Annotated in this window: 14 protein-coding genes and 1 pseudogene; 8 read left to right on the top strand and 7 right to left on the bottom strand. The window is 51.5% G+C overall.

The window, feature by feature from the left end:
- Positions 1 to 82 precede the first annotated feature (82 nt).
- Positions 83 to 1,171 (bottom strand): hypothetical protein, encoded by a 1,089-nt coding sequence (locus tag VFS25_RS11750; RefSeq protein ID WP_326462338.1) that lies wholly within the window; start codon positions 1,169 to 1,171, stop codon positions 83 to 85.
- Between the two features lie 170 nt (positions 1,172 to 1,341).
- On the opposite strand from VFS25_RS11750, the gene VFS25_RS11745 reads away from it, so the two are divergent.
- The 3 genes from VFS25_RS11745 (at position 1,342) to mqnE (ending at position 6,493) form a co-directional block, all read left to right on the top strand.
- Entirely contained in the window at positions 1,342 to 3,033 is a 1,692-nt protein-coding gene (locus VFS25_RS11745; RefSeq protein ID WP_326462337.1) for a nucleoside transporter C-terminal domain-containing protein, read from the top strand.
- A gap of 149 nt (positions 3,034 to 3,182) precedes the next feature.
- Positions 3,183 to 5,315 carry a M43 family zinc metalloprotease gene (locus tag VFS25_RS11740; RefSeq protein ID WP_326462336.1) on the top strand — a complete coding sequence of 711 codons (2,133 nt, stop codon included), beginning with the start codon at positions 3,183 to 3,185 and terminating at the stop codon, positions 5,313 to 5,315.
- 2 nt (positions 5,316 to 5,317) lie between these two features.
- Complete coding sequence (gene mqnE, locus VFS25_RS11735) at positions 5,318 to 6,493, top strand: aminofutalosine synthase MqnE (RefSeq protein WP_326462335.1); 1,176 nt, start codon at positions 5,318 to 5,320, stop codon at positions 6,491 to 6,493.
- Positions 6,494 to 6,525: 32 nt separating this feature from the next.
- Here the strand turns inward: mqnE and VFS25_RS11730 are convergent, their stop codons facing one another.
- The gene (locus VFS25_RS11730; protein WP_326462334.1) at positions 6,526 to 7,815 is read right to left on the bottom strand and encodes a Gfo/Idh/MocA family oxidoreductase; all 1,290 of its coding nucleotides are present in this window, start codon (positions 7,813 to 7,815) and stop codon (positions 6,526 to 6,528) included.
- A 67-nt stretch (positions 7,816 to 7,882) separates the two neighbouring features.
- Here VFS25_RS11730 and VFS25_RS11725 point away from each other — a divergent pair, with 67 nt between their 5' ends.
- Positions 7,883 to 8,437, top strand: coding sequence for a DUF192 domain-containing protein (locus VFS25_RS11725; RefSeq protein WP_326462333.1), 555 nt, complete (start codon positions 7,883 to 7,885; stop codon positions 8,435 to 8,437).
- A 230-nt stretch (positions 8,438 to 8,667) separates the two neighbouring features.
- Here VFS25_RS11725 and VFS25_RS11720 read toward each other — a convergent pair whose 3' ends face one another.
- The 4 genes from VFS25_RS11720 to smc all read right to left on the bottom strand — a co-directional run bounded on the left by VFS25_RS11720 (position 8,668) and on the right by smc (position 15,796).
- Entirely contained in the window at positions 8,668 to 10,971 is a 2,304-nt protein-coding gene (locus VFS25_RS11720; protein ID WP_326462332.1) for a DUF7133 domain-containing protein, read from the bottom strand.
- Positions 10,972 to 11,090: 119 nt separating this feature from the next.
- Entirely contained in the window at positions 11,091 to 11,555 is a 465-nt protein-coding gene (locus VFS25_RS11715) for an RES family NAD+ phosphorylase (RefSeq protein WP_326462331.1), read from the bottom strand.
- 8 nt (positions 11,556 to 11,563) lie between these two features.
- Complete coding sequence (locus VFS25_RS11710) at positions 11,564 to 12,073, bottom strand: antitoxin Xre-like helix-turn-helix domain-containing protein (RefSeq protein ID WP_326462330.1); 510 nt, start codon at positions 12,071 to 12,073, stop codon at positions 11,564 to 11,566.
- 192 nt (positions 12,074 to 12,265) lie between these two features.
- The gene (gene smc, locus VFS25_RS11705) at positions 12,266 to 15,796 is read right to left on the bottom strand and encodes a chromosome segregation protein SMC (RefSeq protein WP_326462329.1); all 3,531 of its coding nucleotides are present in this window, start codon (positions 15,794 to 15,796) and stop codon (positions 12,266 to 12,268) included.
- Positions 15,797 to 16,152: 356 nt separating this feature from the next.
- Here smc and VFS25_RS11700 point away from each other — a divergent pair, with 356 nt between their 5' ends.
- The 3 genes from VFS25_RS11700 to VFS25_RS11690 all read left to right on the top strand — a co-directional run bounded on the left by VFS25_RS11700 (position 16,153) and on the right by VFS25_RS11690 (position 21,282).
- Complete coding sequence (locus VFS25_RS11700) at positions 16,153 to 18,588, top strand: outer membrane beta-barrel protein (protein WP_326462328.1); 2,436 nt, start codon at positions 16,153 to 16,155, stop codon at positions 18,586 to 18,588.
- A gap of 225 nt (positions 18,589 to 18,813) precedes the next feature.
- Positions 18,814 to 21,027: an FUSC family protein gene (locus tag VFS25_RS11695; protein WP_326462327.1), complete on the top strand. Its 2,214-nt coding sequence runs from the start codon at positions 18,814 to 18,816 to the stop codon at positions 21,025 to 21,027.
- A gap of 72 nt (positions 21,028 to 21,099) precedes the next feature.
- Positions 21,100 to 21,282, top strand: coding sequence for a DUF3606 domain-containing protein (locus VFS25_RS11690; protein WP_326462326.1), 183 nt, complete (start codon positions 21,100 to 21,102; stop codon positions 21,280 to 21,282).
- 55 nt (positions 21,283 to 21,337) lie between these two features.
- Here VFS25_RS11690 and bshC read toward each other — a convergent pair whose 3' ends face one another.
- Complete coding sequence (gene bshC / locus VFS25_RS11685) at positions 21,338 to 22,951, bottom strand: bacillithiol biosynthesis cysteine-adding enzyme BshC (protein ID WP_326462325.1); 1,614 nt, start codon at positions 22,949 to 22,951, stop codon at positions 21,338 to 21,340.
- Between the two features lie 310 nt (positions 22,952 to 23,261).
- On the opposite strand from bshC, the pseudogene VFS25_RS11680 reads away from it, so the two are divergent.
- Positions 23,262 to 23,593 (top strand): annotated as a pseudogene (locus VFS25_RS11680) (glycosyltransferase family 4 protein); the annotation flags it as partial.

The following is a 23,593-nucleotide window of genomic DNA, read 5'->3' as shown; positions in this document are numbered from 1 at the left end:
TTAAAAGAGGGTTAATGTACTCTAGTGCCGCAAAAATAAGTTTTTCAATCAATTAATACAAATATTGTATGTGTTGTACCCGTTATGCTTGCTCCGCCAGCGCCAGGTACCTGGCCCGCTGTACTGCCAGGCTGAATTTGGGATCGGCGGCTATGCCCGCGCGTTTGGCGTGTAGTGGCGCGGGGTTGGCTGCCAGCTGCCGTAAAACGGCCGGCAGATCCGGCACGGCGTAAAACAGCGCATGCTGCGCCAGGTCGCCCCAGGTGCTGAAAGACTGTTCCATCAGCAGCGGCACCTGGTACCCGAATGAAAGATTGTAAGCCCCGGAAATGCGGGTAGTCAGGTACTCGGGGAATTTATGCACGCCGGGGTGCAGCAGCGGCAGCAGCACATCTGTTTGCCGCATCCAGCTGTCAAATACCGGCTGCGGCACCAGCTCCGGCCCGAATGTTACCAGCTGCTGCCGAAGGTCGGGCGGCAGGGCATTCAGCCGGGCGGCAATGTCGGGGTCACGTTCGGGATAAAAGCCGCCCAGGAAAATGATTTTCATGTCAGGCGGCAATCCATGGGTATGTATCTGCTCCAGCAGGGTCGTATAATCGCGGCGGCTGCCGTCAATGCTGCCCGGCACCCCTACCCAGCACTCCCCTTCCTGCTTGGGCAGCGGCTTGCCTGTATGCGGAAAAAACACCGGGTAAAAGCTGCTTACCGCCGTGCCTTTGGCAGCATGTATATGCGCCAGCAGCGCATCGTTCAGCACAAAGAATTTCTTTACCTTCAGCCCGGTCATTTTCCGCATGGTAAAGCTGTTATTGAGCTTGCGGGCATTATGCACAATACCGGTAATGTTAATACGGCTGAACAGCAGGCGCAGTACCAGGTCGCGCACCAGGGATATTTCCGTGGTATTGATCACCAGGTACTGGATATGATGCGCTTTCAGGTATTTTTTCACCTGGGCGATCACCTGCCTGCGGGAGCCGCCGGTGTCGTGCAGCTGATGTCCGCTGATGCCTTCCATATGCGCCAGCTCAGGCCACAGGTGACGGTTACAGATTACATGTACTTCGTGCGTGGGCTGCAGGAACAACACCTGCGCATACAGGCATTCAACATGCGATCCGCCTAACTCCAATAATGCAATGGTCTTTTTTTCCGTTTGATTGTGCATATAACAGCCCGTGAATAGTTGGTTCCGCAAAGGTGAAGAAAATATGCAAAAAAACATCTATACCTACACTTTTGTGTAAAAACTTTGCCTCCGGCAATAACTTAATTGCTGAAACGCGTATTTTCCATTTTATTTGCTGCTAATTTGCTTAACACTATCTAAATCCGAATATGTCTTTTCATTGGTATAACCTGCTGCGCGGTGGCATTGGCATGCTTTTCCTGGTAGCCGTATGCTTTCTGCTCAGCAACAACCGCCGGGCAATTGACTGGAAACTGGTGGCTATGGGCATTTTTGCCCAGGTAATGTTTGCCATGGGCGTGCTGAATACGCGCATCGGCGACCAGCCGGTATTCTGGCTGGCCTTTGGCGTTATTGTGGTATATACGATCGTGAACCGCATCCGCCGTATGCGCACGCCGGCTGCAGCAACTGAAAAGTTTGTGAATGTTGACGGGAACCCTGTTGAGATCAACAAGCGCCTGAACGCCGATGCACCCGGCATTGTAATTGCGCTGGCCTGTTTGCTGGTATTCTTTTTCGGTATTGTGCGCGCCCTGCAGTTCACCCTGCCTAATTTAGCCATTACCGTTAGCATCTGCATCATAGGGGGTTTGATATGGCTGCTGTACAAACGCGATAAAATAGAGCTGATAAAATGGACCATCCTGGCCACCGGCCTGCTGTTAACCATTTCGGTATACACGAAGCTATGCCCGCCGGATATTTTCAAGATCATCCTGGAAAAAGTGTCAGGCTCCTTTGTAGACCTCATTAACCTTAGCCATAAAGGCACCGAGTTCATTTTCGGCAACCTGGCCGATCCCAATGGCAGCTGGGCCTACGTATTTGCAGTGCAGGTGCTGCCCAACATCATTTTCTTTGCCGCATTATCCTCTATCCTGTACTACCTGGGCGTGCTGCAAAAGATCGTGTATGTATTTGCGTACCTGCTGAATAAACTAAAGATCTCCGGTGCGGAAAGCCTTTCCACCGCCGCCAATATATTCCTGGGTCAAACAGAAGCCCCGCTGATGATACGCCCCTACCTGGAAGCCATGAACCGCTCCGAGATACTTTGTATCATGATAGGCGGTATGGCCAATACCGCCGGCAGTGTGCTGGCAGCCTATGTTGGTATGCTGGGCGGCACCGACCCCGTACAGCAGCACTACTTTGCGCTGCACATGCTCAGCCAGTCGATCATGAGCGCGCCCGCAGCCATTGTGGTATCTAAAATACTGTTCCCGCAAACGCATGATGATGAAATTTCAAAGGAGCTGAAAATACCCAGGGAAAAGCTGGGTGATAACTTCCTGGACGCCCTTTCCCTGGGTACTACCGACGGCCTGAAGCTGGCCGTGAACGTAGGCGCCATGCTGCTGGTATTTACCGCCATGATGTATGTGGCCAATGCCCTGATGGGATGGGTAGGCGGCATTACCAGCCTGAATGCGCAGGTAGCCGGCATCACCGGCGGGCGTTACCAGGAGCTTTCCCTGCAAATGATACTGGGATATGTGTTTGCACCGGTAGCCTGGCTGATTGGCGTGGCGCAGCAGGACATGGTTTCCATTGGGCAGCTGCTGGGCGAAAAAACCATCCTGAACGAGTTTGTGGCTTATATATCACTGGGTAACATGAAGGCCGCCCACACCATCCAGGATCCCAAATCACTGTTGATAGCTACTTATGCGCTGTGCGGGTTTGCCAACTTTGCTTCCATCGGCATCCAGATAGGCGGTATCAGCCAGCTGGCGCCTAACCAGCGCCGCAACCTCACAGAGCTGGGAGTAAAATCACTCATCGGCGGCACCATTGCCTGCCTGATGTGCGGCTGCATTGCGGGCGCCCTGCTTTAATCAACAGCAACCTGTTACTAACCAGTAATAAACGCCTGTTCATCGATCCTTTCAGTAAGGTTCCCGTTTAAGATCGTATCTTGCTACCAGGCAAATCACTATAAAACCAGCAACAATTGCGCACTGCTATTTTCCTCATCCTATGTTTAGTGTATCTGTCACCGTTACAGGCACAGCGTAGCTGCGCCACGGAAGATGCTATCCGTAACAAGATACTGCAATACCCTTTCCTGCAGCAGCAGCACGATGCCATGGAACAACGCCTTGTGAAAGCGATAGCCCTTAAAAAACAGCAGGCCATACTGCTCAAAGGCGCATCAGAGCCGGTGGTGAACGTGCCGGTAGTTGTGCACATCGTACTCTCCAACCCTGCCCAGGTAACAGATGCGCAGGTAGCTTCACAGATACAGGTATTGAATGAAGACTATACCGGCGCCAACCCCGATACCAGCTCCGTACCGGCTGCATGGAAGCAGCTGATCGGCAATTCGGCCATTAACTTTTGCCTGGCGCAGCGCACGCCCGACGGCGACCCTACCAATGGCATAGTGCGGGTAACCTCCAACCACGCACCGTTTGACGCCGGCGTAAATGCCGCCTACGAAGTAAAATACAGCGCTACCGGCGGCTCCGATGCCTGGGACCCGGACCGCTACCTGAACATATGGGTATGTAACCTGGGCAACAGCTACCTGGGCGTAGCCACGCCGCCCGATAACACCTTTCCCGCTGCAGAACAGGGCGTGGTAATCCTGTACACCGGCTTTGGCACCACCGGCAGCGCTGCCAGCCCCTTTAACCGGGGCCGTACCGCTACGCATGAAATAGGCCACTACTTTGGCCTGCGCCATATATGGGGAGATGATGACGGCGACGGCTCCACCTCCCGCTGCACCGTAGACGACGGTATTGATGATACCCCCCTGCAGGGTAAACGCACCTACGGCTGCCCCTCCTTTCCGCAAACAGATAATTGCACCAGCACCGCACCGGGTTTTATGTTCATGAACTATATGGACTATACGGACGATGCCTGCATGCACCTGTTTACCACCGAACAATCCATCCGTATGCGCTATGTGCTGGATAACATCCGCACCACGCTGCTTACCTCCGACGGCTGCACTCCCGTGAACCTGAAGAACAACGATGCCGCCGTAGCCACCGTTAACGCACCATTAGGACAAATATGCGGCGCCGGCTTTACCCCCCGCGTTGTGCTGAAGAACAAGGGCGCTCAAACGCTTACCAACGTGCGCATCAGCTACCAGGTAGACGGCGGCGCCCCGCAAACCTTTAACTGGACCGGCAGCCTCACCGCACTGAAAGAGGAAACCGTACAGCTGCCTGCCGGTACCGCCGGTACAGGCAACCACATTATCACCGCCTATACTTCATTGCCTAACGGCGTAACAGATGAAGCACCGGAAAACGATACGGCGGCCGCCAGCTTCCGCTACTTTGCACCTGCCAGCCTGCCTTTGTCAGAAGGGTTTGAAAGCGCCACTTTCCCGCCGGCCAATGGCTGGGACATCTGGAACCCCGACGGCGGCTTCACCTGGGAGCTTACCCGCGACGCCGCCAAATCCGGCAGCCAGTCTGCAGTAATGCGTAACCTGGGCTATGCCACCAACGGCGCCATAGACGACCTGTACTCGCCGGTCATAAACGCCCAGGGCTACGACTCGGTATTCCTGCTCTTTGACGTAGCAGCAGCCGTACAAACCAGCCTGAACGCGGTGAATAATCCCTGGGACTCCCTGCAGGTGCTGGTTACCGTGGATTGCGGGCAAACGCTCGACAGCGTGTACGGCAAATGGGGACCTAACCTGGTTACCCGCCCTACGCCCACCGCCGCAGAATTTGTGCCCGCTGCCACGGAGTGGAGAAAAGACTCGGTAAACCTCACGCCCTACATCCGTTTCGGGCAGTTCAGGGTGGTGTTCCGCAACATTTCCAATTACGAGAACAATATCTACCTGGATAATATCAATATTGTTACCAAAACCACCAATACCTTCCTGAAGCAGCAGGGCTTTACCGTTACGCCCAATCCCTTTACAGACCAGGTGTTGGTAACATTCCTGGAACCGCCGGCCGACCTGGACGCTATTGCCATTTACAATACGCTTGGCCAGCTGGTTGCCCGGCAGCAGGGTTCGGCTATTAATGCCAGCAACCGGTTTACCTTTGATTTGGTAAATGAGCCAAATGGTGTTTATTTTGTGAAATTAATTTACCGGAACAGCACCAAGACCGTTAAAATACTTAAAGTTCGATGACGATGAGAATGACTGATTATCCTGCTGTGGGAGCCCTCCTGCAGCAATCCAGCCTGGATGCTTCACTGAAACAGATAGGAGAAAAAGTACTGGCCCAGCAACGGCTTACACCGGAAGAAGGTATTACCCTGTTCGAGAAAGCAGATGTTTCTTTTCTTGGCGCCCTTGCCAACCAGGTACGGGAACGCCTGCACGGACACAAAACCTATTTTAACCGCAACTTTCATATAGAGCCTACCAATGTTTGCATTTTTACCTGCAAGTTCTGCGCTTACTCCCGCTCCTATAAGCACCGGGAAGAAGGCTGGGAGCTGAGCATAGACGATATGCTGAACATTGTAAAACGCTATGACGGCCAGCCTGTTACAGAAGTACATATTGTAGGCGGCGTGCATCCCAAAATGAATATGGAGTTCTTTTGTGAGCTGATGCGCAAAATAAAAGCCCACCGCCCGGACCTGCATATCAAAGGCTTTACCGCCGTGGAGCTGGACTATATGTTCCGCAAAGCCAAAGTAAGCGTGGAAGAAGGTATGCGCATTATGAACGAAGCCGGCCTGCAATCCATGCCCGGCGGCGGCGCAGAGATATTTGCCCCGGATATACGCGCCCAGATATGCCATGACAAGGTAGATGCAGAAGGCTGGTTAAACATTCACAAAACCGCGCATAACCTGGGCATGGTTACCAATGCCACCATGCTGTACGGCCATATAGAACAATACCACCACCGCATAGATCATATGGAGCGCCTGCGCCAGCTGCAGGACGAAACCCATGGCTTCAACACCTTTATACCGCTGAAGTTCCGCAATAAAGACAATGAAATGTCGCACGTAAAAGAGTCCGGTATTATTGAGGACCTGAAGATGTATGCCGTAGCGCGTTTGTACATGGATAACTTCCCCCACCTGAAAGCCTACTGGCCTATGCTGGGCAGAAGCACGTCACAGCTCACCCTCTCCTTTGGGGTAAATGACCTGGACGGCACTATTGACGATACCACCAAAATATACTCCATGGCCGGCGCAGAGGAACAAAAGCCATCCCTCAGCACTGCGCAGCTGGCCATGCTCATTAAACAGGCAGGCCGCCGCCCCGTTGAGCGCGACACTGTTTACAATGAGATCAAAGATTATACGGATGAGGAGTTCAGCGAAGAAGAGCTGGCGGTGTGATTGTAATTACGGATTATTCAATTACGATCCCGCTACGCGGGATATTCCCACTCCCCTCTATACGCCCGTTGCAGCAGCTTATTGGCTGCCGCATCGTTTTTGATCAGCTGTTGTTCCCCATCCCACTCAATGCTGCGGCCCAGCTTATAGGATAACATGCCTAGCAGGCTCATGTTGGTAGAGCGCTGCCCAATGGCAATATCGCATATGGGCAAACGGTTTTGCCGGATGGATTGTATAAAATCCGCCCATAGCTCGGGAATGTTCTGGTCATCGGGCTTATGCAGCCTGGGCGCTTCATGAATAATGGATTTCTTTTTATCGGCCGGGTAAAAGGTCCACCCATCCAGCCAGCCCATATGAAAGGTGCCTTCGGTGCCGTAAAAGTAGCAGCCTACATTGGTTTTTTCCGCTTCATTACCCGCGTACATGCGATGTTCCCAGGTAGCGGTAAACGACTCAAATTCAAAGATCACGTTTTGCGTGTCCGGCGCATCGGTATTATCCGCTTTAATAAAACGGTTGGCGGACGAAAACACTTTACGCGGGTATTTTTCCTCTGTCCACCATAGTATCTGGTCCATCCAGTGAATGCCCCAGTCGCCCAGCTGTCCGTTGGCGTAATCCAGGTACTGCCGGAACCCTTTGGGGTGGATGGTAGGATTATACGCGCGCATGGGTGCAGGCCCGCACCACATGTCCCAGTTCAGGCCCTGGGGTACCGGCTCATCCGGCACCATTTTTCCCGGGCCGCCGGCATAATGTACAAAAGCGCGCACCATGCCTATTTTACCGGCCTTACCGGATTTCAGGAACTGCATGCCGGAAATATTGTGCGGCGATGCGCGGCGGTGCGTACCTACCTGCACCACCCGGTTGTACTGGCGGGCAGCTTTAACCATGGCTTTGCCCTCATTGATGGTGTGGCAAATAGGCTTTTCCACATATACATGGGCGCCCTGCTGCATGGCAGCAACGGCAATCAGCGGGTGCCAGTGGTCCGGTGTGGCCACAATCACGATCTCGGGCTTTTCTTTATGCAGCAGCTCACGGTAATCCCTGTACGTTACCGGCTTGTCGGATGTAAGGGTATTGATAACAGTAAGCGCTGCATTGGACTGCCGCTCGTCCACATCGCAAATAGCTGCCAGCCTGCAGCCGCCATGCTGCAATGCGCTGCGCAGTATGTTCATGCCCCACCAGCCGGAGCCAATGAGCGCCAGCTTAAAAGGAGCCGTACGTTGCAGGGATGACAGCAGCGGTAATGCGGAATAGGCAACGCCTGCCTGGGCTGTGGTTTTGAGGAATGATCTGCGATGCATAATAGTGGAATTTTAGAACGGTTTCAGCATTCTTCTAAAAATAAAAAACTTTCCTAACTTCAGGGTCATGAGATTTGTAAAAATGCTGCTACCTGCTACCAAATGGATATTAAATGTGACTTTCTGCCTGTACATTGCCGGCTGCGGCAACCGGGCCTCACATTCCACAGAAAACACGTCTGCCGGCAATACGGCAGCTACCCCGCCTGCGGTTACGGATAACGGTCCTCAATTTAAAAAAGAGGGCGAGCTGTCTTTTATAAGCAAAACCAATAACGACACCCTCCGTAAAATAGACATTGAAATTGCCGAAACAGATGACGAAAGGGCCCAGGGCCTTATGCGCCGCCGGTCTATGTCGGACGAACAGGGTATGCTGTTTATTTTTTCCGAGGCAGCAGAACAATCCTTCTGGATGAAAGACACCTATATTTCCCTGGATATTATTTATATAGATGACAAAAAGGAGATTGTGTCTATACAGAAATATACAACGCCCCAGTCAGAAGAAAGCCTGCCCTCCTACAAAAAAGCCCAGTATGTGGTAGAAGTGAATGCGGGTTTCTGTGATAAATATCATATAGCCTTTGGCGATAGGATTGCGTTCACGAAACAACCGTAAGTCAATTACGACTCCGCAAAGCGGAGCATGCGTGCCTTTGAAAATTATCATGAATGCGAATAACTACGAATTATCAATTACGGCAATAAAATACGAAGCAGTCATTGCTTTCTCCTGAAAAGGGCACAATGAATGCTTCGTATAGTAACAATTATTTCCTGTCTGCAGCCGTTGGTTGTTAGCATTCAACCTTTTACGTTCAGGATTTTACATTTTGCATTTTACATTTCCTACTTCAGCTCTTCCTGCACAAACGACTTGTCGCGGCCTTTATACTGCTGACGCACTTTCTGTACATCCTTTTCAGTAACCTTGCCCGCCTTATTGCTCCATGAGCCGCGGATAAAGCTGATCACTTCCGCAATATCGCTGTCTGAAAACTCATCGTTGCTGCCAATGCCGGGCATTTCGCCGCTTACCTCCGGCGCTTTGTAAACCTTGCCGTTTACATTCACCGGACCGCTTAGGCCAAATAATACAATGGCAATCATCTTGTTCTTATCCCCGTTTACCCACTGTGACTCGTTCAGTGGCGGCGCCAGGGATTGTATGCCATTACCGTCGGAGCCATGGCAGGTTTGGCAAACGGTTTTAAATATCTTCACTCCCTTGGGGTATTGCTTTTCCAGGCCTGCACTCAGCCGGGCCTTACGTTGCTTCTCAATATCTGATAACACTCTTTTCAGGCGGTGCCGTATCAGTAATGAAGTATCTGCATTCCATTTGGTTACTTCATCCAGCAGCTGTTGTTCATGGCCGGCGTTGTTGGCAATAATGGCGTCTGTTACATAACGGTCATTTGCATATTTATGCAGCAGCACGGTTTGCAGCTGGGCGGCAGCAGCAGGGTTCACATGTTTTATATAAGGCAGCAGCAGGGCAACGGAGGGCGCCTGCAGCACACTTTGCGCTAAAGGAGTGATCAGCTGCACCACGCGGCTTACCTGCTGTGGCGTAATAACAGCCGGCATGGCGGCCAGCGCCTGCAGGCGCACGTACGGGTTGGAAGCCTGCAGTACGGCGGCTACATCCTCCACCTGCAACTGGCCCAGGCCTTCCAGGGTCCACAGGGCATGCAGCGCGCCCCAGGGCTTTTGGGCAGTGTCCTGGTGCAGCCTTTGCCGCAGCTGGGGTACCAGGGAGGTATAATGTCGGTCTACGATCAGCTGCTGCGCGCGGTCGCGCACCCAGCCGTTGGGATGGTCCAGCATGGCCAGCAGCCCTGCAGGATCGTCGGGTAACGTTACCGCCTGTACGTTTTTGGCATTGGATGGTATTACGCGGTAAATACGGCCGCAGTTCAGCGGCTGCGTAAGGCTCCGCATCTTAATCTCGTTCTTGAGGTAAGGCGTAAGGTAGGTTTTGTGCTGGATAATACCGCGGTACATATCCAGTATATACAGGGCACCATCCGGGCCGGTATATAAGCTTACCGGGCGAAAACGCTCGTCAGTGCTGGCCAGGAACTCGCGGCCGGCATAAGCCTGCTTACCGGTAACAATATAGCCGCTATCCTGCAATATATTCCGTTTAATAAGGTTGGCAGAGGGTTCTGCTACAAAGGCATTGCCGGCATAGGCGTCGCCAAACAGGCCGCCACGGTATATCAGGGGGCTGCAGGCAGCGGTAAAGTTCACCAGGCGCAGGCTATCATCCAGTATGCCTTTCATATAGCCCCGGTTCACACCCGGTGTGGGACGTATGGGATATACGCGGTTATCCGGTACAATATGCTGATCAAAACCCGCCACGGTACGCTGCGCCTCATTGGTAGCGCCCAGGCCCGGGCTAAAGTAGTCGCCCAGCAGGTTTTCCGAGTTGTTATTATAAAAGAGGCGGCCGTAGTTGTCCTGCGAAATACCCCACTGCCCCCGGAAATGCGTATGCTCTATCAGCCATTTATTGCCTGCTTTCCGGTAGCGCTTATCTGATTTGGCGTTATAGATCCAGTTGTCCATGGCGCGCAGCAGCCCGTTGGGCTGGTGCTCCACGTTGCCGCCTTCTGCATACTTATCGTCCACCAGTGTTTTTTTACCGGCATGGTCGCCGTTGTTCTCCACGAACCATAGTTTAGGCGGCTCTGCCACCAGCACCCCGTTTTCTACCAGGCAAATGGCGCGCGGCAGCACCAGTGAGTCCATAAAAGTTTTACGGCTGTCTACCACACCGTCTTTATTAGTGTCTTCCAGTATAACTACCCGGCCGTTACGCATATCTTCACCGGTACCCACCGTGTCGGGCATATATCCCATCATTTCTACTACCCACATACGGCCTTTCTCATCAAAGGTCATGGCTACAGGCACAGATACCTGTGGCTCGGAGGCTACCAGCTGCACTTTAAAACCATCTTCCACCTGTATGTGCTGCAGGGAGGTTTTAGCATCCAGTACCGGCGATTCCGCAAATTTTTCCCGCATAGCCAGTGAGTCGGACTGCCGGGTGTCTTTTTTTTCTGAAGTGTTAGACTGACAGGAGATCATGCCTATTGCCGCTGTGGCCAATAGGCTGTAAGCAAGTAACCAGTTTTTCATTCCGCGCTGCTATTTTATAAATCGATTGCAAAAACTAAAATACTGTGCGCTGCCTCAATATGCAAATTTAGAGGTTCAAAAAAATGATGAGAGGCAGCATAACGGGATGTAGCAGAAAATCAGCCACTTTTTAATAGCTCCTCAATCCGCGGATCTGGTATAAAACCGGTTACTTCAACCAGCTTTACTTTATTAAAATCAGGGTGATTGGTATTGAACACATAATTAAACTCCCGGGGAACAATGGCGGAAGGTACTTTTAATACCGGGTACTTCCCTTCATCATACCAGCGGTTGCCCAGTGGCTGGCATTTTGAATAATCCAGTATATCATTCCAGCCGGCCGGGAGCTGGTCTGCCGTAATGGTTTGTACTTTAAGGGAGGGTGGCAGGTCAATGACCATAATATTATAGTCGTCATTAAATCCCTCTCCTTTTCGCCTGACCAGGTTTTCCAGCACGGCCAGGGCCACCGAGCCGGCGGCATATACTACGGCTTTACCGGCTGCTGCCCAGCGGCCGTTTGCTTTGGAGGGAGTAAGGTCTTGGGTATATGCTTTATAAGCAATCCTGAATACTCTCATTGCCAGGGTTAAATGACATCACCGTATGCGAGGCGTTTAAGCTCGTCTATGATAAGCTCTACACCACCGGTGGTTTTCATAAAATCTTCGGGCTTTTGTGATTTGCCGAAGAAAGGTTTTTCTAACCAGCGTTTAAAGGGTTCGAGGCCACCGAAAATTTTTTCTCCCAACTCAAAAAGTGAAATGATTTTTAAAAGATGCTCACCCTGATTAGGGTCCAGCGGCTCTTTATCTGCCAGTTTATTTTTAATGGTTTTGGTTGAAATATTCATAGCTGCTGCCAACTCGTTCCTGGATATATTGACCAGGTCAACAAACTTAATAAAAGTATCTGCATATACGCCGTTAAGCGCGGTGCTTACCACCTGGTAATGATTTTGCAGGTCAATATTCTGGAAGGCCTGCTGAACACTGGAAACCGGGTTGGACGATAAAGCGCTTTCCTCACTCTTCTTTACGCTTGCAACAGGCTGCATTTTGGAAGGCATGGCGTTGCTTGCTTTTATTGCTTTTGCCATATTTATCTCCTCCTTTCCTACAAATATAGGAATTTTTTCCCTATCCCACAAGAATTTTTTCCACTCTCCCTATCTCCTATCTCCTATCTCCTATCTTCCAACTTTCTATCCCTCATTTCTCCCCTCCCCTTATCTGCTGCCTACTTTTACCTCCCACCCCCTTATTCTTAATCATTAATTCTTAATTATTCATTAATTCAGGCTCCTGAAATCCACCGGCACCAGCTTGCTCACACCCGGCTCCTGCATGGTTACGCCGTAAATCACGTCTACCGCAGCCATGGTTTGCTTATTGTGCGTAACAATAATGAACTGCGAGTTATCGGAGAACTTACGGATCATGTTGGTGAACTTGCCTACGTTGGCATCGTCCAGCGGGGCATCCACCTCATCCAGTATACAGAACGGGGCGGGTTTTATCAGGTAAATAGCAAACAGCAGCGCGGTGGCCGTCAGTGTTTTTTCTCCACCGGAAAGCTGGGTAATGGCTGCCGGGCGTTTGCCTTTAGGCTTGGCAATGATCTCGATACCGGTTTCGGCCAGGTTTTCCGGTTCGTTCAGTATCATATCGCACTGGTCTTCTTCGGTGAACAGCGCCTTGAACACGCGAACAAAGTTTTCCTTTACAGTATTAAACGTGTCCAGGAACTTCTGGTTGGCCGTGCTTTCCACCTCCTGTATAGTTGCCATCAGTGATTCCTTGGCTGCTACCAGGTCGTTCTTTTGCTCCAGGATGAACTCATAGCGCTTTTTCATTTCCTGGAAAGCCTCAATGGCCGTGGGGTTAATTTCACCCATGTTTTCCAGGCGCTTTTTCAGTCTTTCGGCGCTGCCCTGCAGCTCTTCTACCGGCAGGGTGCTGGTGCGGGCGTCGTCCAGGATCTCATCCAGGTTCACCTTAAACTCCACGCTCAGTCTTTCCTTCATGGAGGCCAGCTGCAGCTTCAGCTCATTTACTTTATCCTTAATGGTATTCAGCTGCTGCTCCAGCTGCTCTTTGGCGCGCTGGCGGGAGCGCAGGGCGGTTTCCTTTTCCTGCAGCTGGTTACGGAAGTTGTAGTACTCCTGGTCTTTTTCGTTCAGGGCCTTTTCTTCCTCCTCCTTTTTGCGGAACAGGTCTACCAGGCCGTCTTCGGCAATACTCAGCTTGTCCTCAGCCGCTGCAATGTTGGCTATCGCATCTTCCAGCTGTGATTTATTATTAGTGATCTGCGTGTGCAGGTCGCTCAGCTGCTTGCGTTTAAACTCCAGCTCCTGCTTCAGCCCCTGTACCTTGCTTTGCTGGCGGGTATGCTGCAGGTTCTGGTTGTTGAACTGCGTGTTGGCCTGGTTGTACTGCTGCTCTGCTTCCTGGGCTGCGCGGTCGGCCGCCACAATGCTGTCGTACAGCGCATGCACCTTTTCGTTCAGGCCTTCCAGTTCGTCCTTAACGCCGGCAATGCTTTGCTGGTTGGTTTCCAGCGACTGCTGCATCTCGGCCAGGCGTTTATCGCCGGACTCTATCAGGTGATGAAAGTTCTCAATACGGTTCTGCAAACCAAACAGCTGGTTGTTCAGCTGGTTGATTTTTTCGCGGGCGGCGTTAATATTATTATCATTCAGCTGGCTGTTATAGCCCAGCACTTCGTTGTGCTTATCCTGCAGCTGCTGGCGCAGGTTGCTTACCACTACTTCCAGCGCTTTGATCTCTGCATCCAGCTTTTCCAGGTTTTTGGCGCGGCCCAGCTTCTTGCCTTCAAACAGTCCTACGGAACCGCCGCTAAAGCTGTATTTACCGCGGTACATGCGGCCGCTCTTTTCCACGATCAGCACATCCTGGTCAGGCATCTGGTTAAATTCCATGGTGCTGATGTCGTCTGCCACAAACACCTTACCCAGCAGGTAGTTGCCCAGGCCTTTATAGCGCTCGTCTATTTCCACCACATCCAGCGCAGCAATGGTGCCGGGAGGCGTAAACAGCTGCCCGCCCTGGTGATGGAACTGGTCCAGTATAAAAAAGTTGGCTTTCCCTTTTTTGTTGTGGTCCAGCAGGCGGATGGCCTGTATGGCTTCCTCCGCGTTGTTCACCACGTAATAGTTCAGGTAAGGCTCCAGCAGGTTTTCTATACAGGTGCGGTAATCTTCCTTACAGAAGAATATATCGCTTAATATGGGCGCCTTGTTATTCCACTCGTTGTTCTTTTTCAGGAACTTGATGCTTTCGGGGTAACCTTCCAGGCTGTCTACCAGTGATTTTAACAGGTCGTACTCATTCTTTTTGGCGTCCAGGGTACGGTTCTCGTCTGTCAGCTGGTCGCGCAGGCCCTCAATATCAGACTGGGTGGCCAGTATTTTACCTTTGGTTTCTTCCTGGAAACGGATCATCTCGTCCAGGGTAGCTTTGCTGTCTTCCAGGGTTTCCTGCAGGCTGCCCTTTTCCTCTTCCAGCTGCTGTATCTGCACCTGGCGGTTGGCCTTTTCTTCCTGCAGCTGCTGTATGCTGCGTTGCAGGTTTTGTACGGAGGTATCGGCTACGGCTACTTTTTTTTCCGCTTCAAACTGCTGGCGCTGCCATTGCTGCTGGTCGCGGCGCAGGGCTTCCAGGTGCTGCTTCTTCTGGTTAAACAGCTCTTTCTTCTCGTCTACCATATCGTGCAGGGTTTCCAGCTCGTCCTGCATGGTATCAAATACCTCCTGCTCTTCTTCCGCCTGCTTTTCGGTACGTTCTATGGATGCGGACAGTCCCTGCAGCTGCCCTTCGGCATTGTTCAGGAACTCGCTCAGGTTCTTTTCCCGCTCCCGCAGGTAGGTTAGCTGCTGGGTGGCCAGGTTTTTATCGTTTTCTTTGGTGCGTACGGTAGACAGTATCTCGTTAAACGATTTTTGCAGTACCTGCAACTCCCGCTCTTTGGCTACAAAGTGCAGCTTATCTTCTTCCACGGCTGCTTCTTCGGTGGCAATTTCCGCTTCCAGCGCCATTTTACGGTCGTTTTCCTGCTGCTGCTGCTCGGAAAGGTCTTTAAAGGTAATGTTAAACCCTTCCAGGGCGGCTTTGGCCAGCTCAATGCTGATCTCGCGGTACTCCTTTTTTACTTCGTAATAGCGTTCGGCTTTTTTGGCCTGGCTTTCCAGGGTTTTGAGGTTGTTATTGATCTCAAATAACAGGTCCTCAATACGGTTCAGGTCACCTTCTGTAGCATCCAGCTTGGATTTGGCTTCCTTTTTCCGGGTTTTATAAATGGAGATACCGGCTGCCTGCTCCAGCATGCGGCGGCGGCTGTTTTCCTTATCTTTAATAATATCGTCCACCATGCCCAGTTCAATAATGGCATAAGAGTCGGTACTTACGCCGGTGTCCATGAACAGGTTATGGATGTCTTTTAAACGGCAGGCAACATCGTTCAGGCGGTATTCGCTATCGCCGTTCTTATAAAATTTACGGGTAATGGTAACGGTGGTAAATTCGGTGGGTAGTACGTTACGGGTATTTTCAAAGGTAAGGCTTACTTCGGCCATACCGCTGGCAGAACGGCTTTTGGAGCCGTTAAATACCAGGCCTGCCTGGTTTTCCGAACGCAGGTTACTGATCTTGTGCTCCCCTATCACCCAACGTATGGAGTCAATAATATTACTTTTACCGCAGCCGTTTGGTCCTATTACACCGGTGATCCCCTCATCAAAATTTAAAACGGTTTTGTCGGCAAAACTTTTGAAGCCTTTGATTTCTAATGTTTTTAAACGCACTTTTGCTCCGGGTTTATTTTTTTAAGCTGTCAAAGATAAGTACGATTCACATATTGCCTACACGTAATTTGTGCAAATGAATTAGTAATTTAACAGCACTAAACGGATTATACTGTTTTTTTTATACACAGCTGTGTATAAATCATTGAAAAAATAATCCTAATAACCTGGCTAATAGTATCTTATGGATGAATGTTTGACTTTTGCTTCAAATCCTGTGATGGTAATGGCTACCGGCAATTGTTAACATATGAGCCATTATTATACTACAGAAAGAATGACGGCCCAATGAAAAACCTGAGAAAAACCCTTGCATAACCGAAATCTAAACGAACATTTTGTTCCCGATGCCCTTTATGAAAAAAGGTATTCTTGCCCTGCTCACCGGAATAGTGGCATGCCCCCTGTTTACCTATTCCCAAAAAGCCCTGCCCGTGCATATTGCCGGCCAGGTGGCAGACAGCGCCTCCCGCCAACCGCTGGGCTATGCCACCATTACCTTATTAAAAGCAGCCAGCCTGCAACCGGTAGTAAATACCCTTACGGATGAACAGGGCCGCTTTTCGCTGGCCAGCCCCGCCGCCGGCCGCTACCAGCTGGGCATACAGCTAAGCGGGTATGCCCCCCGCATACTCCAGGCCTTTACGCTCGATTCCCTGCACCCGTCCTATATAATGCCTCCGCTATACCTGCGGGCTAACCCCCAGCAGCTGAAAGCCATAACCGTAGCCGGACAAAAACCTTTGCTGGAGGTAAAGGAAGATATGCTGGTATATAACGTGGAAAATGATCTTAACAAAGACCAGCTGACAGCCCTTGAAATGCTGCGCCGGGTACCCCTGGTAACGGTAGACCTGGAAGGCAACATACAGCTCAAAGGCAGCAGCAGCTTTAAAGTGCTGCTGAACGGCAAAAGCCCGGCCATGCTGGCCAAAAGTCCCCGGCAGGCCCTGCGCGCCTTTCCCGCCAGCGTTATCAGGCGCATAGAGGTTATTACCCAGCCCTCTGCCAGGTACGATGCAGACGGCGCTGCCGGCATCATTAACATTGTTACCCAGCAGGCTTTCGGCGGCTATAACGGTAACCTGTATGCCAATGATAACAGCCGCGGATTTGCCGGCGCCGGCGGCGCGCTGAACACCCGCATCAGCGGCATAGGCATAGCTGCCTATGGCGGCACCAGCTACTTCCGTAACAAAGGCCGCTCGGAAGGCGCGCGAGAGAGCTACCTGCCCGGCAACCAAAGCACCCTGCTACAGAACGGCAGCAGCGTATTTGACGGCACCTATTACTTCGGTAACCTGGAGCTGAGCTATGACCTGGACAGCACCAGCAGCCTGAGTGTGTACGGGAATATGAACATCAGCTACAACAGCAATAACGCCCCGCAGGAGAATTTCCTGTATGACAATGCCCTGCAGCTGGCGCAAACCGGCCATTACACCAGCTATACCAGTTATAAAAGCCGCTCCTGTGACCTGGGGCTGGATTACCAGCAGCATTTCCGCCAGCCGGAGCATACCCTGGGCGTTTCCCTGAACCACAATGCCGGCAACAACGGCATTCAGGCCGCCAACCACCAGGTAAATGAACCTGGCGGCGAAATGAGCTCAGGAAATATAAATGATGAGCACAATACGGAAACCACCGCGCAGCTGGACTATACCCGTCCGCTGCCCCACCGCCAAAAGCTGGAAACCGGCGCAAAGGCTATTTTCCGGACCATTGCAAGCGATTACCGGCAGCAAAGCGAAATGGCAGCTGCCAGCGAGCAGGAAGCCGTGCACCAGAACAACCGCTTCCTCTACCGGCAAAACGTGCTGGCCCTGTATGGCATCTACGCCTTTTATATCAAAAAGAAGGTAAGCATACAGGTAGGCGCGCGGCTGGAGCATACGCATATTAATGCACATTTTACTGCTATTGACAGCTCCTATCAGAATGATTATCTGAACTTTATACCAACGGCCAATATAGTAATTCCCCTGCCGCATACGCAAACGGTAAGCCTTTCCTACAGCCGCCGCCTGCAACGCCCGTGGGTGTGGAACCTGAACCCCTATGTGAATGATAATGACCCGAATAACATTTCTTACGGCAACCCGGGCCTGCGGCCGGAGCTGAACCATTCCCTGGGGCTTAACTATAACACTATATTGAAGGGCATCCGGCTGCTGGCCAGCGCCGATTACACCTTTACCCGCCACGCCATGGAAGCCTTTGTGGCTATAGACAGCCTGAAAGGTATTACCGCCGCCACCTTTGCCAACATCGGCCGCCGCACGGCCACCGGGTTTAACATCAACATCAGCGTACAGCCGCTGCCGCGCCTGAGCCTGAGCGGCAATGTGCGCACCCAGTACACCACCCTGAAAACCCGGGATGCCGCCGGCCTGCATAACACGGGCTGGAGCGCCAACAGCTACATTAATATGGATTATGACCTGGGAAAAGGCTTTAAAACAGCAGCGGCCTTTTACCTGAACGGCAGCCAGCCTGCCCTGCAAGGTCGTATGCCCGGTTACGTTACCCATAGCCTTACGGTGCGCAAAAGCCTGTTCAAACAACGCGCTGCCGTAAACCTTACGCTTGATCAGCCCTTTCAGAAAGAGATTGCCTGGAAGACGGTTATCCATGATCCTTCTTTTTACCGTTCCAACACTTTTTACTATCCTGTACGGGCTATCCGCATTGGCTTTGGCTGGAAATTTGGTCAGCTTAAAGAGTCGGTAACCCGTAAGAAGGGCGTACAGAATGATGATGTAAAACAGCAGGCAGCCAGCAAGCCGTAGTCAATTACGAATTGTCAATTACGAATTACGAATTGGGCAATGAACAATAAAATATAAGTGCGCAATAGCAGCTGCGGGCGGCTCAATTGTGAATTAAGAATTAAACAAAGCGGCTTGTAATCTTCTATCTTTGCACCACTATAATTATTTCATCACTTAATTTGTAGTGAAAATATCGATTATAAACCGGCGCTTAATTCGTAATTGACAATTCATAACTGACCCATGCGTTGGCTAACAGCAATAAAAGGCTTCGTATTAAGCTACCATTTCAGCAACGGGCTTCGTACTACCATTAGCGTAGTGGTGCCATCGCTGGTAGGCCTGGGCATGGGCCAGCTGATTGTGGGCATTGCCATTTCAACCGGCGCTTTATGCTCTGCGCTGTCGGACCAGCCAGGCACGTTTATCCATAAACGGAACGGCGCCTTCATCAGCATAGCGCTCATTTTTATTACAGCCCTGTTCACAGGCCTGGCAGCCCATCACCCGTTTATTATGGCGCCCTGGGTTACCCTTTGCTGCTTTGTGTTCAGCATGCTGCTGGTGTATGGCAACCGGGGCGGCAACATAGGCATTGCCTGTTTGCTGGTGATGATTATTATACTGGGCGATCCGCCGGCGGGGCCCCGGGAAGCGCTTACCAACGCCGGCTGGGTGCTGGTGGGCGGGCTGTGGCATGGGCTGCTGTCGCTGGTATTATGGCAAATACGGCCTTACCTCAATGTGCAGCAGGTGCTGGGTGAATGTATACAGGAAACCGCCCGCTACCTGGAGCTGCGGGCCGGGTTTTATGTAAAGGACGCGGATATTAACGCCACCTATAAGGCGGTGCTGGAACAGCAGGTAGTAGTAAACGAAAAACAGGAAGCCGTACGCGAGCTGCTGCTCAAAAGGCGCTCTGCCCAGCAGGGCACCAGCACCATCAGCAAAAGCATGGTGCTTATTTTCCTGGACCTGGTTGACCTGCAGGAGCAGATCATGGCGTCGCAGATCGATTACAACGCGCTGCACCAGCATTTTGGCGCGCACAATATCCTGGAAGTGCTACACGGGCTTTTACTGGACTATGCACAGGAGCTGAAAGATATAGGCCTGGCCGTTATGGCCGGCCAGCGCTCTATGCCAAAGGCCAACCTGCGGCATGATATTGAGAAGGTGCAGGAGGCCATTACAGCCATCCGTAAAACCATGCCCACCCTGCGGGAGCGCACCCGCCTGATTACCCTTACGGGTATTGTAACCAACCTGCATGAAATGGCGGACCGCATCTACAACCTGCACCGCCTTACCCGCCTGGAGCGGTTAAAAGATACTACTATTGATCCCCGGCTGGAGCTGTCGCGCTTTACCACCAGCAACCGGTACGACATTGAAACCTTCCGTAACAACCTCACCTTTCAGTCGCACATATTCCGGCATGCCATACGGGTTAGCCTGGCCACCACCACCGGTTATTTACTGGGGGTTATACTGCATCTCGACCGGGTGTACTGGATATTGCTCACCATTGTGGTGATCCTGAAGCCGGGCTTCGGGTTAACCAAATCGCGCAGCTACCAGCGCATTATGGGCACCATAATAGGCGCCCTGTTTGCCATACTGGTGCTGCTTTTTGTTAAAAACCCCACGGCCATCTTTATTATTATGCTGGTGTGCATACTGGGCTCTTATACCTTTACAACGTACCAGTATACCATTAGTGTAATATTTACCACTCCTTTTGTTATTTTCCTGCTGCACTTCCTGCGCCCCGCCGACCTGCAATATGCATCTGCCCGGGTGCTGGACACCCTTATCGGCGGCACCCTGGCCTTTATAGCCAACCTAACGCTGTGGCCCAGCTGGGAGCACCGGTTCCTGCCCAGCTATATGGAGAAAATGATACGGGCCAACAAACAGTATTTTGAGCAGGTAATAAAGCTGTACACCGGTCAGCAAATGACCATTACAGAATACAAGCTGGCCCGTAAGGAAACCTATGTAGCCACGGCCAACCTTATGGGCGCTTTCCAGCGCATGCTCAGCGAGCCTAAAAACCAGCAGAAAAACATCTCCCGGCTTTACCACTTTGTAGTACTGAACCACACCCTTACCTCCCGTATTGCTGCGCTGGCCGCTTATGGGCTGGGCCAGGGCGTACACTTTCCCCGGCCCGAATACCAGCTGATTGAAAAATACTTGCAGCAGTACATGAACCAGGTGGTGCAGCTAACCCTGCAACCGGGCGCGGCCCTGCCGGAGCTGCCCGGCAACCTCGAAGCTTTTGAAACGCTGGATATTCTTATAGAAAGCCTGATACAGCAACGGCAAACAGAAATCAACCAGGGAAAGGGCGAAACGCCCGTACGCAATGAAATGCTGGAAACCAAACAGGTACGCGACCAGCTGCACGGTATACTGGTAATATTAAAAGATATGAAGAAAGCCATGAGCTAAGCGCGGTCAGCAGCAGGCCTCAGGCATTGTATTTGTGCCACATCGCATATTCATCACCTAAATCTATTGGTTATGCCTGATACAAAAAGCCTGAAAGACCAGCAAGTTTTTGATGCGCTGGACGAAGAGGATGTACAGTACCTTTCAGAAGAGCTGATGGTTACCAAGGAAGTGATCATTAAGGCGATAAAGGAAGCGGGACAAAAAAAGGAGGACATTGTTAGTTATGTCCGCTCCCAACAGCAACAGCAATAACGGAGCCGGTTGCCGGGAACGGGCATGCCGCCTGCGCCGGAAAAACCTTTAATGTTTACACTGCATCCGCACTCTTTTCATAAATGATCTGCAGCTCGCCGGATAACGGCTGCATGTTGGCCAATATCCTGTCGAATAAGGCGCTGCCCTCATGAATATACCACGGCATAAAGTTTTCCTTTCGCTCCTGCAAAGAGCCGGCAGGGAATAGTTTGTCGCGCAGCTGCCGTATCTGGTTTGTTTGCCAGGCAAACTTTTTCTTTTCTGCCCGCAGAAACTTATGTTCCAGCCGGCCAATGCTCCTTGCCGCCTTTTTCCTTTCCGCCGCCACGCTGCCCACCAGCGTTACATCTATGCTGCGCGCCCTGGCCTCCAGCTCGTCAAACAGCTGGTCCAGCGCATCGTATTCCTTTTTCAGCACCAGGGAGGCGTTTGTGTGCTGCAGCACAAAATTGTTCACCAGGTCGTTTACATTCCCGAACAGGTCTTTAATGCACAGCCCCAGCTTATGCAGCCATTTGCGCGACACTGCATCTACCAGCAGGAAAGAGTTGCGCAGCACCAGCATGGGGTATGGCACCCGGTAATGGGCAAACAGCGCCTGCAGCTCCAGCCAGTAGGCTATTTCACCGCCGCCGCCAATAAAGGCAATGTTGGGTAAAATGGTCTCCTGCAGCATTCCCCGCAGGATCACATTAGGGCTAAAACGCTCGGGGTGCTCCTGCAGCTCCTGCTCCAGCTGTGTTTCAGTAAAGGATATACCCGAGTGCAGCACTTTCCACTGGTCCCCGTCCTTTACAATGCGCTCCCGGCTGTTGTTCACCAGGTAAAACAGGTTTATTTCCCGGGGATTGGCCTGCACTTTATAATGCTGTGATAATTTCTCTATGGTATCGCCTACCAGCCGGTAAGAAGTTTGGTGCAGCAGCTCGTCTTTCATAACGGCTATGTACTGCTTTTTAAATACCGGGGCGTCCGGTATCAGCACTACCAGGCCAAAGCGGCCAAATAGCGCATTTACCAGGTACAGGGTAGCTTCCTGGATGTTTTCGTGCTGCCCGTAGGCGGTGCGCAGCAGCTGTACCAGTTCTGCCGCATACTGCCCGTAGCCCAGCAGCTGCTCTACCTGCACAATCAGCTCCTCCAGCCCTGCCGGCTGCATGCGGCCTACTGCTCCCTTTTGGGTGGTGGCCCAGGTAAGCGTTTGCCCATTGAGGTAAATGCTTCCCAGCTCATCCAGGTCATTATCCTCACTGCCCATGTAATATACAGGCACAAAATCATACTGGGGACGCTGCTGCTTAAATTCAGCCGCCAGCTTTACGGTTTGCAGTATCTTATAAACAAAGTAAAGGTAGCCGGTAAAAATGTTGGGTTGATGGGCTGTGCAGATGCTGAAGGTATTAGGCTGCTCCAGCAGGTTTATATTCTCCTGCACTGCGGGGTGTACCTCCAGGCCCGTGTACTGGGCCTGCAGCGCCTTTACCAGCACATCCCGCTGCAGGGGCTGCGCCTTTTTTGCATGTACCAGCGCATCCACGTCGGGATGCAGCGGCGAATGCGTGTAAAAAGATCGGATATGCGGGTGTTCTGCCAGAAAATCCAGGACCAGTTGGCTAAAATAGCCGGTTTCACTATAGGGTACACTGTTGCATACTGATTGATCCATGCTCCATACTTCCTTTGAAGGCACGAAGGTATAATAAATTACGAATTACGAATTGCGAATTACGATGAACGGCAAGGAGAGGAATGTCAATCACGAATTATTCAATTACGAAACGCGGAGCAGTGCATTTGCCTGTTCCGCTTCCGCGGAAAATGCCTTTGAAAATAAATTATGATTATGAATAATTGGGAGGATGGAAATATTACAATTATTGGTACAATACATGCTTACTATTCCTGCATTGTGATGATTTTCAACACCATCACTTATGCACACCGCCACAATTCGTAATTGATAATTCGTAATTGCCATGCGCATCGCCATATTATCTCCTGTTGCCTGGCGCACACCGCCGCAACACTACGGCCCCTGGGAACAAATGGCTTCCAACCTGGCAGAAGGGCTGGTAGCCCGGGGCCAGCAGGTTACCTTGTTTGCCACCGCCAATTCCATCACCAGCGGCACCCTGGCTGCTATTTGCGACCAGGGCTACGAGGAAAATAAAAACCTGGACGCCAAGGTACAGGAGTGTATGCATATCAGTTACCTCATGGAAAGGGCCCGGGAGTTTGACATTATCCATAATCATTTTGATTTTTTACCCCTTACCTGGTCGCGGCTCATCCCTACGCCCATGGTAAC

The sequence above is a fragment of the Chitinophaga sp. genome (genome assembly GCF_035761305.1).
GTDB lineage: Bacteria > Bacteroidota > Bacteroidia > Chitinophagales > Chitinophagaceae > Chitinophaga.
Note: the sequence above shows the minus strand (reverse complement) of the source record. Positions and strands in the feature narration are given on the sequence as shown.

What these genes read in the sequence shown, in the direction of transcription:
- VFS25_RS11745 (WP_326462337.1), top strand. Translation starts at nt 1,342, where the DNA reads ATGTCTTTTCATTGGTATAACCTGCTGCGCGGTGGCATTGGCATGCTT.
- VFS25_RS11730 (WP_326462334.1), bottom strand. Translation starts at nt 7,815, where the DNA reads ATGCATCGCAGATCATTCCTCAAAACCACAGCCCAGGCAGGCGTTGCC.
- VFS25_RS11725 (WP_326462333.1), top strand. Translation starts at nt 7,883, where the DNA reads ATGAGATTTGTAAAAATGCTGCTACCTGCTACCAAATGGATATTAAAT.
- VFS25_RS11750 (WP_326462338.1), bottom strand. Translation starts at nt 1,171, where the DNA reads ATGCACAATCAAACGGAAAAAAAGACCATTGCATTATTGGAGTTAGGC.
- VFS25_RS11720 (WP_326462332.1), bottom strand. Translation starts at nt 10,971, where the DNA reads ATGAAAAACTGGTTACTTGCTTACAGCCTATTGGCCACAGCGGCAATA.
- VFS25_RS11695 (WP_326462327.1), top strand. Translation starts at nt 18,814, where the DNA reads ATGCGTTGGCTAACAGCAATAAAAGGCTTCGTATTAAGCTACCATTTC.
- VFS25_RS11715 (WP_326462331.1), bottom strand. Translation starts at nt 11,555, where the DNA reads ATGAGAGTATTCAGGATTGCTTATAAAGCATATACCCAAGACCTTACT.
- mqnE (WP_326462335.1), top strand. Translation starts at nt 5,318, where the DNA reads ATGAGAATGACTGATTATCCTGCTGTGGGAGCCCTCCTGCAGCAATCC.
- bshC (WP_326462325.1), bottom strand. Translation starts at nt 22,951, where the DNA reads ATGGATCAATCAGTATGCAACAGTGTACCCTATAGTGAAACCGGCTAT.
- VFS25_RS11700 (WP_326462328.1), top strand. Translation starts at nt 16,153, where the DNA reads ATGAAAAAAGGTATTCTTGCCCTGCTCACCGGAATAGTGGCATGCCCC.
- VFS25_RS11710 (WP_326462330.1), bottom strand. Translation starts at nt 12,073, where the DNA reads ATGGCAAAAGCAATAAAAGCAAGCAACGCCATGCCTTCCAAAATGCAG.
- VFS25_RS11690 (WP_326462326.1), top strand. Translation starts at nt 21,100, where the DNA reads ATGCCTGATACAAAAAGCCTGAAAGACCAGCAAGTTTTTGATGCGCTG.